Here is a 14,912-nt window from a genome sequence, read left to right on the forward strand (position 1 = left end):
GGGAGGAATGGGAAATGGACGCGGGGCTTTTGTTTTACTGTTCCAGACGGACTTCCGTCTGTGAAAAGCTCATCCGGCGCTCGGCCGGATGGTTTCAGCTGCCGCTTGTTCAGGTGAGAGTCTGCACGCGGGAAGAACGGCTGAATCCGAATATGGCGGCGCTTTTGAAAGACGCAGCCGCGGTCTTTGTCGTCAGCGAGGCCGTCGCGGGCCGTCCGCTTTGTTCGGCAGCCCTGTTCCGCACGCTCCACGTGCCGATCGGCGGGGACGGCGAGCCGGCCGGGGTGCTGAAACTGGCCGGAAGGGAAACAACCGGATATCTGGTGGAGAGCCAAGACCGCGCGATCCTGATTCTTCCGGACGACCCCAGCGAGATTTTGGAAATGCTGCCCGCGGCGTTTGAGCGGCTGAAAATGAAATTCGGGCTCAGCGGCGAAATTCCGAAACAAAAAGAAATACGCTTTGTGATTCCGACTGATGAAGAGGACGCTTCGCCAGAGCAGCCGGCAACGCTTCCGGAACCGGGATGACGGCGATGCGGACGCGGAAGGCGGCAAAGAAAGATGAAAATCTGCGAAAAAAACGGCTCAATACGAATTCTTGAGGAGGCGCTGCTCAATTCGATTCCGGCCCGCCAAACAATTCTGCTGGACGGGTGGGTTCTGCGGATGAACCGGGGCTACACCTACCGGGCCAACTGCGTCTGCCCGCTGGAAGGGGAAGGTTCCGCCGGGAAAATTGAAGCGTGCGAAAAGCTGTTTGAACAAAACAGGCTTCCCTCTGTCTTTAAAGTGACTCCGGTTTGTCAGCCGGAGCTGGCGGAACAGCTGGAACGGCGAGGCTACCGGAAAATCAAAACCGTAAACGTAATGTCTGCCGAGCTCGGGCAGTGTGCCGGGGAGTCCCGCGCGGAGATAAGGTGCGAGGCTGTGCCGGACCGAGAGTGGCTGGCCGCATCGGCGCGGCTGACCGGCGTCTCAAGTCCGGGTTTGGTGGAAACGCACTGCCGCGGGCTGGAAAATATCGCGGTTCCAGGCGTTTTCGTGAAAGCGGTGCGGCAGGGGAAAATCATCGGCTGCGGTTACGGCACGGCGGAGCGCGGATACGTCGGCATTTACGATCTGCATGTGGAACCGGAGTTCCGCCGCGGGGGAATCGGAACGGCGGTCTGCGGCGCGATTCTGCGGTTCGGGGCCGAAAACGGCGCGCGGGCCGCTTACCTGATTGTCCACAGCAGAAATCAAAACGCGATCCGTCTTTATTCAAGTATGGGCTTTCAGACGCAGTATGAATACGGATTTTATGAGAAAGCCGGGAGCGCATACCAAGTTTTCGACGCTTGAAATGCGGGCTGACTCCTCAAAAACAGCTCTGAGCGAAATTTCGCTCAGAGCTGTTTTTGATATTGGGCTAAATCGCGGACCTTAACGGCGCCTCTCGGTTTTGAAGATTTATTTACCGGTTGCCTGTAAAAGCTTGACGGTCGCCGTGAAGGTCTGGCCGGTCAAAGCGCGCTCAACGGTGAGCGTGACCGTTTCGCCTGGCTTTTTCTTAGCGATTTCCCCTGAAATTACGTTCAGGCTGGTGACGTCGGTTCCGTCGATCTTTGTGATGACGTCGCCTTTCTGGATGCCCGCGCTGGTGACCTCCGTACTGGTGACGGAAGAGACGTACATGCCGGACGGCAGGCCGTAGAGACGGGCAGTCATGCTGTCGATATATTGGCCGGAAATACCGAGCACCGCGCGGTCTTTCACATAGCCGTACTGCTTCAGGTCGCTGATAATCGGCTGAGCCTCGTTGATCGGGATGGAAAAGCCGAGTCCCTCATAGCCGGTGGCAACGATCTTGGAGGAGTTGATTCCAACGACCTGCCCCTTCATGTTGACCAGCGCGCCGCCGGAGTTGCCGGGGTTGATGGCAGCGTCGGTCTGGATGCACTTCATGGTGTAGCCGGTTTCGGAGTTCGTGATTTCACGGTTCAGAGCGGAAACATAACCGACGGTGACGGTAGAGTTGAATTCCAGGCCGCCCGGATTGCCGATTGCCATGACCTGATCCGCCACCTGCAGGTCGCTGCTGGAACCGAATTCCGCGGCCGTCAGGCCGGTTGCGTCTATTTTAATGACAGCGAGGTCCGTGACGCTGTCGCTGCCGATCAGCTTCGCCTGATAGGTCTTGCCGGTGGAAAGAATTACTTTCAGGGAAGACGCGCTGTCCACTACGTGGGCGTTTGTGATAATGTAGCCGTCGCTGGTTGCGATGATTCCGCTGCCTTCGCTCGTCGGCGAAACCTCGTTGTTATTATCGCTTGATCCAAAACCGCCGACGGTAAGGCTGTTTTTTTGGTTGACCTGATAATTCTGAATGCACACGACCGACGGAACCACTTTACTCGCGACCTGTTCCAAAGTCATGCTGCCGGAGGTTCCCGTATTCGTTGTGCTGACATTGCCGGAGGAGCTTCCGTCTTTCATGATGGTAAACGCCGGAGTCGTGCTGCCGGAATTCAGCTTGACCGTGCCGTTTTTAATCAGATAGGCAAACCCGGCGACGGAGCTTGCGGAAACGACAAGGCATGCCGTCAGTCCGGCAACAATATTCCGAACCGTATGCTTTTTCCGTTGATTCGGAACTGCCTCCGAGGGGTAAACCACGGGGGAGGACGGCTCGGCGTAATGATCCTGCGGGGTCGGTGTGCCTGGGGAACGATAGGAGTGATAGCAGTCGCCCTGCCATACGGTCTGGTTAGGCTGTTCGGAAGAATCCCTCCAGTCACTGCGATAATCTGCGCCATAATTCTTGACAGAAATACCGGATTTGTCTTCGCGGTCCTTTCTGAATGGATTCCTCATGACGATCATCCTTTCTTGTTTGTTTGATTTCATTATCGCGGATGACTGTGAAAAAGATATGATAAGCAATTAATATTTTTATGAATAAAAAAATAAATTTATGTTAAGACGGACACCCTCGATCGTTGACGGCCTGTCTTTTTGGAGTATAATAAAAATACGCCGCATCCGGGTGAAACGGAGGAATTTTAAATGGGATACAATCAGATTTTTGACTTGTTTCTGGGCCTTTCGGGGATTTACATGCTGTACTGCGGATTTACGGGGAGAGGGTCGCTTTACAGGACCGACCATGTGAAAAAGGGGATGGAGGAAAAGTATACGCGGGTGATCCGCTGGTTTTGCCTGCCGGGCGGCTTTTTCGCCATTGCGGCCGGGGTCCTGGATAATTGGCGGATTACGCCTTATGATAAAATCCTTATAATCGTATTCGCTGTTTTTGTGATCGCGTTCGCCGTGTTGATGATCAGGCTCACCGAACGGAACACGGGCCGATAAAACTGCCCGGCGGGGGGAACCCCACGCGCAACCGCAGGTTGACAAATTTTAAGCCGCATTTGGCGGAAACCGGCGGCTCTTTCCTTTATAATCACTGCGAGGTGATACGATGGAGTTCACAGATCGGCTGCAAAAGCTGAGAAAAAGCCGGGGATTGTCGCAGGAGATGGGTGTGTCGAGACCCGCGGTTGTTTCCAGCTTATGAGTGGAATTTTGTTTCTGGCTTTGGAGTAATATTTTGCTGCATTTATACGGTGAGTATTTAGCTTTGCTAAAGCCTTTTATGAAAATTAATTCATTTTAATGATGGATCCTTCCAGGACTCAGAAAGTGGAACGCGGGATTCGTTAAAAGACGTGGGCTATATGATCCGGCTTCCAATGCCATCAATAATTGGAAGTCCGGATCGCTTCATAGGATCGGAGAGTTTTTCATGCGGAAAAAAATCATTCTGTCGCTGACCGGGGTACTGCTTCTGGCATCCGTACTGCTTGTCTGGCATCATTTTTCAACAAAGCCGGATCAGAGAGTCCTCGATTTTCAAAATGACCTTCTGTTTCAACTGCCGGGCGAACCGAAAATCGTGTTCAGCGAGAAGGATTACGGTTTCACGGACGGCGATCTGTTTTATCTGTTTCAGCTGTCCTCCGATGAAATGAAGACGGCGCTCGGCGAAAACAATATGGCAGTTTGGTCACGGCTTCCGATGAAGCAGTATTTGGCCGACGGGCTGTTGGATGAACTGGCCGGAAGCACCGACGAAGCAGCACGGGCTTATTATCGTCAATTCCTTTCCGCCAAAAGCGGTTATTATCGAATCCAGAATGACAAAAAACTGCCGGTCGCGCCGCCGTCCTTTTGGGATGAAGCATATGACCATATTTCGGGTGCGGTCATCGATACGAAAGAAAACCGGATTTGTTATTTCCGCTGGGACAATTAGAGGAAAAGGATGGTTTCGGCAGCATCCGGGCCGACCGGCTATTTTTCAGGGTTTTTGCATAATCACTCCGCTTCCGGTTAGGCTACGAATGAGGTGGAGCAATGATGAAGGTAAAAGATATTATGACCAAGGATGTTGCCTGCGTCGGTTCCGAAGATACCGTCGAGCAGGCGGCGAAGCTGATGAAACAGTACCATGTGGGGTCAATTCCGGTTTGCAGGCAAAAAGAAGTGATCGGCATCGTGACCGACAGGGACATTACCCTGCGGGCGACTGCTCAGGGACAGGACACCGCGGACCGCAAGGTAACGGATGTCATGAGCACTCACCCGGTGGTAGGAACCCCTGAGATGGATGTTCACGAGGCAGCCCGGCTCATGAGCGACCAGCAAATCCGCAGGTTGCCGATCGTCGACCACAACAGCCTTGTCGGAATTGTGGCGCTCGGGGACATCTCCATCGATCCCTCCTTCCAGAACAGCGCGGGAGAGGCTCTCAGCGGGATCTCACAGCCCGGAGACAGTCGAATGTAACCGAAAGTCTTTCATTTTCAGCGCAAAAAGCCCCCGTACGAAAACCGTACGGGGGCTGATTTTGTGAAACGGAGATTACATCTTCGAGAGCTTCTCGAGGTGCTCGTAATCCTCTTTTGCAACTTTCTCGGCTTTCTGGAACAACTTCTCGGCACGCTCCGGGAAGGCGCGGGTCAGGGAGTTGTAACGGACTTCGCCCATGATGAAGTCGCGGTAGGATTCCGTCGGGGCCTTGCTGTCGAGCTGGAACGGGTTCTTGCCCTGCTCGGCCAGACGGGGATCATAGCGGAAGTTCTTCCAGTAGCCGGAAGCGACGGCTTTCTTCTCTTCCAGCTGGGAGATGCCCATGCCGCCCTTGATGCCCTGGTTGATGCAGGGAGCGTAAGCGACAATCAGGGACGGGCCGTTGTAGTTTTCGGCTTCCGTGATCGCTTTGATGGTCTGGTTGTAGTCGGCGCCCATCGCAATGTGAGCGACATAGACATAGCCGTAGGTCATGGCCATGCCCGGCAGATCCTTTTTCTTCGTGGATTTACCGGTCGCGGCAAACTGCGCGACGGAACCGATCGGGGTGGATTTGGAAGCCTGCCCGCCGGTGTTGGAGTACACCTCGGTGTCGAATACCAGAACATTGACGTTCTCGCCGGAAGCGAGGACGTGATCCAGTCCGCCGTATCCGATATCGTAGGCCCAGCCGTCGCCGCCGAAGATCCACATGGACTTCTTCGCGAGGTAATCCTTATCGGCAAGCGTCTTCTTGGCAAGAGATGCAAGCTCGCCGCTGCCGGAAGCGGCTTTTTCCAGTTCGGCAATCAGCTTGTCGGCCGGCTCGCGGTTTTCAAGGCTGCTGTCGAATGAATCAAAATAGGCCTTGCAGGCGTTTTTGAGGGATTCGGACGCTTCGCCGGATGCCTCGATGGCCTTAATATAATCGGATAGTCTTCCGCGAATGGCTTTGTTGGCAAGCGCCATGCCGTAGCCGAACTCCGCGTTGTCTTCAAACAGGGAGTTGTTCCACGCGGGGCCGAAGCCTTTTTCGTTCTTGGTGTACGGAGTCGCCGGTGCGGAGCCGCCCCAGATGGAGGAGCATCCGGTTGCGTTGGCGATGTACATCCTGTCGCCGAACAGCTGTGTGACCAGCTTCGCGTAAGGAGTTTCGCCGCAGCCCGCGCATGCTCCGGAATATTCAAGCAGCGGTTTCTTGAACTGGCTGCCCTTGACGGTAGTGGGCTTGAATTTGGCGGTGATTTCCGGCTTTTCGGAAAGGGTCAGCCCGAAATCGTAGTATTTCTGGCTGTCCAGCTGGGTGTCCATCGGCTTCATGACAAGAGCCTTGCTGCCCTTCATGCCGGGGCAGATTGTTGCGCAGGAGCCGCAGCCCGTGCAGTCCAGCGTGGAGATCGTAATGCCGAATTTGTAACCCGGCATCAGGGTCATGTCCTTCATCTTCATGTCTTCCGGAGCCTTGGCGGCTTCTTCGGCCGTCATGACGGCCGGGCGGATGACCGCGTGCGGGCACACATAGGAACACTGGTTGCACTGGATGCAGTTTTCCGGAATCCACTCCGGAACATCGATCGCGATGCCGCGCTTCTCATAAGCGGAGGAGCCGGAAGGAACGGTGCCGTCCGCCATCTTCATGACGTCGGAAACCGGAATCTCGTTGCCCTTGTAACGGTTTGCCGGAATCAGAACCTTGTTTACGTACTCGACAAGATCCTTGTCGTCGCCGGTTGCCTTCGGCATGACGGAATCGTCGACCGCGTTCTTCCAGGAGGCGGGAACCTCTACTTTTGTGAAGTCGGAAGAGCCGCGCTCAATCGCCGCGTGGTTCATTGCGACAACCTTTTCGCCCTTTTTGCCGTAGCTCTTTGTGGCTGCGTCCTTCAGGTACTGAATGGCCTGGTCCTTCGGGATGATGTTGGCAATTGCGAAGAACGCGGACTGCAGAACCGTGTTGATGCGGGCGCCGAGGCCCAGCTCCTTGCCAAGCTTTACGCCGTTGATGGTATAGAAGTTGATGTTGTTGTCGGCAATATATTTCTTCATCTTGCCGGGCAGATGCTTGTCAAGCTCTTCGACGGTTTCCCATTCGCAGTTGAGCAGGAAGCTTCCGCCGGGCTTGATATCCTGAACCATGTCGAAAGACTCGACATAGGATGGCTTGTGGCACGCAACGAAGTCAGCCTTCGTAACATAGTAGGTGGATTTGATCGGCTTGCTGCCGAAACGCAGATGGGAAACCGTCAGGCCGCCGGATTTTTTGGAATCGTAGGCGAAGTAGCCCTGCGCATACATGTCGGTGTGATCGCCGATAATCTTAATGGAGTTCTTGTTTGCGCCGACGGTGCCGTCCGCACCCAGACCCCAGAATTTGCAGGAATGAGTCCCCTTTGCGGTGGTGTCCGGGTTTTCCTTGACGTCAAGCGACAGGTTGGTCACATCGTCGTTGATGCCGATCGTGAAGCGCTTCTTCGGGGAAGCGGACTGCATGTTGCGGTAAACGGCGACGATCTGGCCCGGGTTTGTATCCTTGGAGCCGAGACCGTAACGGCCGGTGAAAACCGGGGTCGTTTCAAATTCGGAGCCCTTCAGGCCGGCCACGATGTCGAGGTACAGCGGTTCGCCGATGGAGCCGCGCTCTTTCGTGCGGTCGAGCACGCTGATCTTCTTGACGGTTTTCGGCAGGACGTCGAGCAGATATTTTGAAACAAACGGACGGTACAGGTGAACCTTGACAAGGCCGACCTTTTCGCCCGCGGCGTTTAGGTAATCGACGACTTCTTCCGCGCACTCGCAGACGGAGCCCATGGCGATGATGACTTCCGTCGCGTCCGGCGCGCCGTAGTAGTTGAACGGCTTGTAGTCGGTGCCGAGTTTCGCGTTGACCTGATTCATATAGTCCACGACGACTTCGGGGAACTCGTCATAGTGGCTGTTGCTGGCTTCGTTGACCTGGAAGAAAAGGTCGTCGTTTTCGCTTGTGCCCTTTGTTACCGGATGTTCCGGGTTCATTGCGCTGCGGCGGAATCTTTCAACAGCATCCCAGTCGAGCATTCCCGCAAGGTCCTTGTCGTCCCAGATGTGAATCTTCTGGATTTCGTGAGAGGTGCGGAAACCGTCAAAGAAATGCATGATGGGCATGCTGCCCTTGATGGCGGAAAGATGGGCGACGGCGCCGAGGTCCATGCACTCCTGCGGGCTGTTGGAGCAGATCATGGCAAACCCGGTCTGGCGGCACGCGTAAATATCGGAATGGTCGCCGAAAATGCACAGAGCCTGCGTCGAAAGGGAACGCGCCGAAACATGCATCACGGCCGGAAGGAATTCGCCGGCGATCTTGTACATGTTCGGGATCATCAGCAGAAGGCCCTGGGAAGCGGTGTAGGTGGTGGTCAGCGCGCCCGCGGCCAGAGAGCCGTGAACCGCGCCGGATGCGCCGCCCTCCGACTGCATTTCTGTAATCTGGACCTGACGGCCGAACAGGTTTTTCTTTCCTGCGGCTGCGTACTTGTCCGTCTCATCCGCCATTACGGAAGAAGGCGTGATCGGGTAGATGGCGGCAACGTCGGTGAAGGCGTAAGACACATACGCGGCGGCGTTGTTGCCATCCATGGTTTTCATTTTTCTTGAATCCATAGTCCTTATTTTCCTCCTTACGGATAATTGATTCCGTTTGGCACAGCACAAAAGTCTGTACTTGTTTAGAGTTTAACATCTTTTACATTCCATGTAAAGGAAAATTATGAAAAAGCGCACGGAAACCAGTAAAAAAAATATAGTAAAAATAACACAATGCCCAAAATTTACTTTTGTAATTCAATTTATGCCGTTCAGGCGCCGCTCATGAAAAGAAAGTGTGAGCGTCGCCCTGTTTCACCCCGCAGCTCGGTCCCTCTGCCCCGGCTCCGCATTGACAGCGGAGGCCGGAAACGATACAATGACAATCAAATAGAATTGTTTGAAAGGGGTAAATTCATGTCACCGGACCCTGGCGATCCTACAATACCGATACGGTTGTCCTTTACGGGCGCGGCCGCCCCGGAGAATCTCGCGGCCACGGCGGCGGTTCTGCTGCTTCTGTTTCTTGCCGGCGCCTTTTTTGCGGCGGGAAAAACCGCCGTTTTGTCGCTGAATAAGGCGGAAATAAAAAAACTGGCGGAGGCAGGCGATGAAAAGGCCGAAAAGCTGCTGGCCCTATATGACGAAACCGCGCGCTTTCTTTCAGCCGCACGCGCCGGGGAGGCCGCTGCGGGCATGGCCGCGGCGGCGGTTGCCGCGGCGGGGTTTACGGCGGGCGCGGCCCGGCTTCTTGCCTTTCTGCCCATCCCGCCGCCGGCCGTGCGTGGAATTTCGCTTTTTCTCATCACGCTTCTTTTTCTGATTTTCTGGGCCGTGTTCGCAGATATGATGCCAAAAAAAATCGCCCTCAGCCGCAGCGGCGTTTTGCCGTTCCGTTTCGCCGTCATTCTTTCCGCGCTGATCCGCCTGTTCGGACCGGCCGCGGCGATTCTGGCGCGGTGCGCCGCCGTTTTTGCCCGCCTTGCCGGCGGCGGGCCGCAGGCGCCCGGTCGGGCCGTCACGGAGGAGGAAATTCTTCTGATGATGGAGGCGGGCCGCCGGAGCGGCTTTCTGGATGAGAAGGAAAAGGATATGATCTCCAATATCTTCGAATTCAGCGACACGACCGCGGACGAGGCGATGACGCACCGGACCGACGTCGTCGCGGCGGAGGACACGGACACCGTGGAGGATGTTGTTGCTGCGTCCATGGAAAACGGATATTCGCGCATCCCGGTTTACCATGAGGATCTGGACCACGTCGTCGGTATTATATATGTAAAGGATCTGCTTCCTTACGTGGGCAGGTCTGTGTCGCCGGAGATGAGACTTGAACGCCTGATGCGCCCGGCCTATTTTGTTCCGAAAAGCAAACCGTGCGGCGAGCTTTTCGGGGAAATGAGGCTGCGGCGGGTCCAGATCGCCGTCGTTGTCGACGAATACGGCGGAACGGAGGGAATCATCACGATGGAGGACCTTCTGGAATCGATTGTCGGCAGCATTCAGGACGAATACGACAACGAAGAGGAGGAAATCCACCGGGACGGCGAAAACCGCTTCGATGTGGAGGGCACCGCGCCGGTGGACGAGGTTTCCGATATGCTGGGCGTGGACCTTCCGGAGGGGGACTACGACACCATCGCCGGACTGATGATGGAACACCTGGGGCGTCTGCCGCGCGAAAACGAGCATCCGCAGGTCAGGCTCTGCGGCATGACGCTCACCGTGGCCGCGATGGAGGAGCGCAGGATCGCGAAAATCCTGATCGAAAAGGACGCGCTTCCGGCACAGGGGCAGCTGCAGCCGGGAAAAAGCAAGGAATAAAGCGATTGGGAAATATTGCAAACATTGCGTAAATTGCGTAATAAGGATTGCAATTTTTAGAATTTTGTAGTATGTTATTAGAACCGCTGTGAAAAGGCGGGGTCAGTCGCAACATCCTGACCTTAAACAAAACTACGGGGGTATCAAAAAATGCAACGTCAAACAGGCCGCGCGCATTCGATCGCGCTCGCGGCAATGATCGCCGCGCTTTACACGGTGCTGACCCTTCTGGCGGCCCTTTGGGGGCTGGCCTACGGCCCGGTGCAGTTCCGGTTTTCAGAGGCGCTCACCATTCTTCCGGTCTTCACGTTTTCGGCGGTTCCGGGGCTTACGGTCGGGTGTTTTCTGTCGAACCTGTTCAGCGGTTACAGCACCGATCTGGTCGTCGGCACGCTCGCAACGCTGATTTCCGCCGTGGGCACGCGCCTGCTGCGCGGGGTGCGCTGGCACGGTCTGCCGGTTCTGGCGCCGCTGCCGCCTGTGATCGTCAACGCGGTTTTTGTCGGGGCCGAAATTGTCATCCTGTCGCCGGGGGGCTTTGCGTGGGCGGAATTTTTCGCGCAGGCGCTATCCATCGGGCTTGACGAGCTGGTCGTGTGTTATGGGCTGGGACTGCCGCTTGCCGCGTGGATCAATTCCAGCAGGGCGATGAAAAAGCTGTTTTAGATTTCTCATGGCATTGAGGTGAATGGAATGGGAGAAGAGATTCCTTCCCTGAAAAAGAAGCTGAAGGGCACGCCGCCTGTGCGGCTGATTGTGGTAAGCTTTCTTCTGGTAATTCTGACGGGCGCGGTTCTTCTGTCTCTGCCGGTCACGGCGCGGGCGGGCGCGCCGACTCCGGTTCTGGACGCGCTGTTCACGTCGACCTCGGCGGTCTGCGTCACGGGCCTGGTGCTGTTCGACACGTGGAGCCACTGGAACCTTTTCGGCCAGGTGGTCATTCTGCTTCTGATTCAGATCGGCGGACTTGGCCTTGTGACGTTCACGACCGGGTTTTCCATGCTGCTGCGGCGCAAGCTGGGTTTTCGCGGAATGCTGCTTGCCGCGGAGAACACCGCCGGAAGCGTGATTCACGTCAAACGCCTGATTAAGATCGTTCTGTTTTTCACCTTTTCCTGCGAGACCGTCGGCGCGTTCCTTCTGATGCTGCGGTTCGTGCCGCGGTACGGGCTTCACGGGGTGTGGATTTCCCTTTTTACGGCGGTTTCGGCCTACTGCAACGCGGGATTCGATGTGATGGGGTTTACCGCGCCGGGCAGCAGCCTGACGGGATATGTGAACGATCCGCTCGTCACGCTGACCGTCGCCGCGCTGATCGTGACCGGCGGCCTGGGCTTCGTCGTTATCAACGATATTTTTTCCGCCAAAATCCGCACAAGGCTGGACAGACAGCGTCCGCGGGTACTGCAGTTCCATTCCCAGATCGTCCTGCGCACAACGCTGCTGCTCCTTGTTGCCGGTACGGGTCTGTTTTTAATCTGTGAAAATGACAATACGCTGAATCATATGGACCTTGGCGAGAAGCTGAACGCGGCTTTTTTCCAATCCGTCACGACGCGCACGGCTGGCTTTAATACGGTCGACACGGCCTCCGAGCGCGACCTGACCAAGCTGATCATGGTGTTTTTCATGTTCATCGGCGCATCCCCCGCCTCGACCGGCGGCGGAATCAAAACGACGACCTTTGTCGTGCTGGTGACCGCGGTGACCAGCGTCATGCGCGGCAGCGACGACGCCGTCGTGCTCAAGCGCCGGCTGGACAAGTTTACGGTTTACCGCTCCCTTGCCATTCTGACCATCGGCGTGCTGGTCGTCATCATGACCGCCGGCATCATCATGACGACGAACTCGGCGACGAACGGCGTGGACGCCCTGTTTGAGGCGACCAGCGCGTTCGGCACGGTCGGTCTGACGGCAAACGTGACTCCGACGCTGACCACCGTCGCGAAAATGGCGGTCATCTGCGCCATGTACATCGGCCGGGTCGGCCCGGTTTCCCTCGGGCTTGCGTTCACCCTGCGCAAGGGGCGCTCCTCTTCCGGTACCATTCTGCCGGAGGGTAAGATAGTAGTCGGCTAAAGAGAATAAATTTTATATTACTTTGCAGCGGGCCTTTCGGAAAAACCGAAAGGCCCGCTGTTTTCGAGCGATTACCTGTTTTTGCGGAGCCGGGCGTACAAAATGAAACAGAGAATGCAGGCGGCAAGAAAAAAGCCGAACAAAAGCCAGAGCAGCGGATTTGGCTGGGAAGCGACAAAAATGGCCGTCGGACCGTCCGCGCCTCCGATGACCGTTTGTCCGCTTTCGGCGGCGTCCCGTCCGTTCAGCCACATCTGAATCCGGAACGCAAAATCGAAAATGACGGCCAGATACAGGCCGGCCGCCGCGGTTAGAACTGCGGAGAGGACGCCGCAGATCAAAAGCGCCTTTTCGGCGGGCGTCCGAACTTTTACGCCGCCGTTTTCCGCGATGAATTCGGCGGCCAGATTTTCCGGTGCGCCCATGGAACGGACAATTTCCCCGGCGGTTTCCCCGCGCTCCAGCCGGGCGCTGAAATCGGAGGCAAGGTCCGCCTCCAGCCGCTTTCTGATTTTTCCGGGCATTCCGGAGCGACGCAGAACCACGGACACCTCTGCTAAATATTGTTTTTCCGTCATTGAGATAAATCCTCCTCGAAAAGTAGTTCGTTTACACTTTCTGAAAACTGTTTCCACACCTCGCAAAGCTGCTCCAGCGTCTCTTCCCCGCGGGGCGTGATGGTGTAGATTTTTTTCGGGCTGCTTCTGTTTTCCCCCCGGCTCCATTTGGAGCGGATCAGGCCGTCGTCCTCCAGCCGGTAAAGAATCGGGTACAGGGTTCCTTCCCTCAGGGTAAAAAAGCGCCCGCTTTTCTGTTCCAGCTCCGTCAGCAGCTCGTAACCGTAAGAAGGACGCCGCTTCATCAGACGGAGAATGATGATTTCCAGCGCGCCTTTTTTCAGTTGGCGCTCATAGCGGTCGTTGATGCAAACCGCCTCCTCATTCCTAAGTGTTTAGTATAACTAAATATAATTATAGAGGATCGTGGCGCCGCTGTCAACGAAAAAATGGCCGCGCCGCATATTCACCCTTGATTCAGACAGAATAAAAGTAATTGAAACGAAAGGGGCAAAGAACATTGACGGTTTCGAAAAAAGAATATAAAACGATGGCGGACAAAGCTTCCCCGCCGACAAAATGGGGTAAAAACATGGTCATGGCCTTTCTGGTCGGCGGCGGCATCTGCGCGCTGGGTCAGGCGTTTCTTCACCTTTACCTGTACTTCGGGCTGGATAAGAAGGGAGCGAGCACCTTCGTTTCCATCACTCTGATTTTCCTCAGCGCGCTGCTGACCGCCCTGCGGATCTACGACAACATCGGCAAGCACGCCGGGGCCGGATCGCTGGTGCCGATCACCGGGTTCGCAAACTCGATCGTTTCGCCCGCGATGGAGTTCAAAAATGAAGGGTATGTGCTGGGCATCGGCGGCAAGATGTTCGTCATAGCCGGGCCGGTGCTGGTTTACGGGATCGCGGCGTCGATTCTGTACGGGCTGATCCTGTGGTTCTTCCACTTATATTAACGGGGAGTTGAGCGTATGCCGCAGAAAAAAGGAAAATACACGTTCGAGCTGACGACGACCCCGGCGGTGCTGGGGTACGCGGCGGTCGTCGGAAAAAAAGAGGGCGAGGGCCCCTATGGAAAATACTACGACCAGTGCCACAACGACACGACCTTGGGGGAATCCAGCTGGGAAAAGGCGGAAAGCCGCATGCAGAACGAGGCGGTGAATATCGCGCTGAGAAAGTCAAACCTGAAAAACACGGACATCGACTGTATTTTTGCCGGCGACCTTTTAAATCAGTGCATCTCCTCCACATTCGGGCTGAAAAGCCTGGATATTCCGTTTCTGGGGCAGTTCGGGGCCTGCTCCACCATGGCGCAGACGCTCGGAATCGCCTCGCTGTTTGTCGAGTCCGGCGCGGCCGGACGCGCGGCGGCGGTGACCTCCTCCCACTTCTGCTCGGCGGAGCGCCAGTACCGCTTTCCGCTGGAATACGGCGGCCAGCGCACGCCGACCGCGCAGTGGACCGCGACGGCGGCCGGGTGCGTCCTGCTCGGCAAGCGGCAGGATAATCCCGGGGCCAAAATCGGGCTGAAGGCGGTTACGTTCGGCAGAATCGCCGATTTCGGCATCAAGGACGCGAACAACATGGGCGCGGCGATGGCCCCCGCCGCCGCGCAGACGCTGATGGACTTTTTCAAGGATTCGGAATCGTCGCCGCAGGAATTCGACCTGATTCTGACCGGAGACCTCGGTTTTATCGGCAGCGAGCTTCTCGAGGAGATCCTCGGGAAGGAGGGAATCGACATCAAGCCGGTGCATAACGACTGCGGAATGATGATTTACGACCGGGAAAAGCAGGACGTCCACGCGGGCGGCTCTGGCTGCGGATGCAGCGCGGCAATTCTGTGCTCCGCCATCCTGCAGCAGATGGAGCAGGGCCAGCTTCACAACGTGCTGTTTGTCGGTACCGGCGCGCTGATGTCGCCGACTTCCTCCCAGCAGGGGGAGAGCATCCCGAGCGTCGCGCATCTGGTCTATCTGACGGCGACGTGACGCGGACCCTGCGCAACAAAAGCGGCCGCCCGGCCTGGTTCCAGGCGGGCGGCCGCTTCA

The 14,912-nt window shown here is 56.3% G+C and carries 14 protein-coding genes; 10 read left to right on the forward strand and 4 right to left on the reverse strand.

Annotated elements, in window-relative coordinates:
* Positions 1-14: 14 nt before the first annotated feature.
* Positions 15-530 (forward strand): hypothetical protein, encoded by a 516-nt coding sequence (locus tag CAFE_RS14735; RefSeq protein ID WP_156991044.1) that lies wholly within the window; start codon positions 15-17, stop codon positions 528-530.
* A 33-nt stretch (positions 531-563) separates the two neighbouring features.
* Positions 564-1,343, forward strand: a complete 780-nt coding sequence (locus CAFE_RS14740; RefSeq protein ID WP_156991045.1) for a GNAT family N-acetyltransferase — start codon at positions 564-566, stop codon at positions 1,341-1,343.
* 108 nt (positions 1,344-1,451) lie between these two features.
* On the opposite strand, the gene CAFE_RS14745 is transcribed toward CAFE_RS14740, so the two are convergent.
* Positions 1,452-2,855 (reverse strand): S1C family serine protease, encoded by a 1,404-nt coding sequence (locus tag CAFE_RS14745; protein ID WP_156991046.1) that lies wholly within the window; start codon positions 2,853-2,855, stop codon positions 1,452-1,454.
* A 192-nt stretch (positions 2,856-3,047) separates the two neighbouring features.
* Between CAFE_RS14745 and CAFE_RS14750 the strand changes: the two genes are divergently transcribed.
* The 3 genes from CAFE_RS14750 (at position 3,048) to CAFE_RS14760 (ending at position 4,829) form a co-directional block, all read left to right on the forward strand.
* Positions 3,048-3,353, forward strand: a complete 306-nt coding sequence (locus CAFE_RS14750) for a hypothetical protein (RefSeq protein WP_066646807.1) — start codon at positions 3,048-3,050, stop codon at positions 3,351-3,353.
* Between the two features lie 433 nt (positions 3,354-3,786).
* Positions 3,787-4,296 carry a hypothetical protein gene (locus CAFE_RS14755; protein WP_156991047.1) on the forward strand — a complete coding sequence of 170 codons (510 nt, stop codon included), beginning with the start codon at positions 3,787-3,789 and terminating at the stop codon, positions 4,294-4,296.
* 104 nt (positions 4,297-4,400) lie between these two features.
* Positions 4,401-4,829 carry a CBS domain-containing protein gene (locus CAFE_RS14760; RefSeq protein WP_066647106.1) on the forward strand — a complete coding sequence of 143 codons (429 nt, stop codon included), beginning with the start codon at positions 4,401-4,403 and terminating at the stop codon, positions 4,827-4,829.
* A 75-nt stretch (positions 4,830-4,904) separates the two neighbouring features.
* On the opposite strand, the gene nifJ is transcribed toward CAFE_RS14760, so the two are convergent.
* The gene (gene nifJ, locus CAFE_RS14765) at positions 4,905-8,468 is read right to left on the reverse strand and encodes a pyruvate:ferredoxin (flavodoxin) oxidoreductase (RefSeq protein WP_156991048.1); all 3,564 of its coding nucleotides are present in this window, start codon (positions 8,466-8,468) and stop codon (positions 4,905-4,907) included.
* 339 nt (positions 8,469-8,807) lie between these two features.
* Here nifJ and CAFE_RS14770 point away from each other — a divergent pair, with 339 nt between their 5' ends.
* The 3 genes from CAFE_RS14770 (at position 8,808) to CAFE_RS14780 (ending at position 12,293) form a co-directional block, all read left to right on the forward strand.
* On the forward strand, positions 8,808-10,214 hold the full coding sequence (locus tag CAFE_RS14770) for a hemolysin family protein (RefSeq protein WP_166525152.1): 1,407 nt from the start codon (positions 8,808-8,810) through the stop codon (positions 10,212-10,214).
* A 150-nt stretch (positions 10,215-10,364) separates the two neighbouring features.
* A complete protein-coding gene (locus CAFE_RS14775; protein ID WP_066646800.1) occupies positions 10,365-10,880 on the forward strand; it encodes a QueT transporter family protein in 516 nt (171 codons plus the stop codon).
* A 27-nt stretch (positions 10,881-10,907) separates the two neighbouring features.
* Positions 10,908-12,293 (forward strand): TrkH family potassium uptake protein, encoded by a 1,386-nt coding sequence (locus tag CAFE_RS14780; RefSeq protein ID WP_156991050.1) that lies wholly within the window; start codon positions 10,908-10,910, stop codon positions 12,291-12,293.
* 71 nt (positions 12,294-12,364) lie between these two features.
* Here CAFE_RS14780 and CAFE_RS14785 read toward each other — a convergent pair whose 3' ends face one another.
* A complete protein-coding gene (locus tag CAFE_RS14785; protein ID WP_066646792.1) occupies positions 12,365-12,871 on the reverse strand; it encodes a DUF1700 domain-containing protein in 507 nt (168 codons plus the stop codon).
* Positions 12,868-13,155, reverse strand: a complete 288-nt coding sequence (locus tag CAFE_RS14790; protein WP_156991051.1) for a PadR family transcriptional regulator — start codon at positions 13,153-13,155, stop codon at positions 12,868-12,870. Before CAFE_RS14790 ends, CAFE_RS14785 begins: the two co-directional genes overlap by 4 nt.
* 215 nt (positions 13,156-13,370) lie before the next feature.
* On the opposite strand from CAFE_RS14790, the gene spoVAC reads away from it, so the two are divergent.
* Together spoVAC and spoVAD are read left to right on the forward strand one after the other, a co-directional pair.
* Positions 13,371-13,814 (forward strand): stage V sporulation protein AC, encoded by a 444-nt coding sequence (spoVAC, locus tag CAFE_RS14795; protein ID WP_267901554.1) that lies wholly within the window; start codon positions 13,371-13,373, stop codon positions 13,812-13,814.
* A gap of 15 nt (positions 13,815-13,829) precedes the next feature.
* On the forward strand, positions 13,830-14,852 hold the full coding sequence (spoVAD, locus tag CAFE_RS14800; protein ID WP_066646785.1) for a stage V sporulation protein AD: 1,023 nt from the start codon (positions 13,830-13,832) through the stop codon (positions 14,850-14,852).
* Positions 14,853-14,912: the final 60 nt, after the last annotated feature.

The sequence above is a fragment of the Caproicibacter fermentans genome (genome assembly GCF_009746625.1).
Classification (GTDB): domain Bacteria; phylum Bacillota; class Clostridia; order Oscillospirales; family Acutalibacteraceae; genus Caproicibacter; species Caproicibacter fermentans.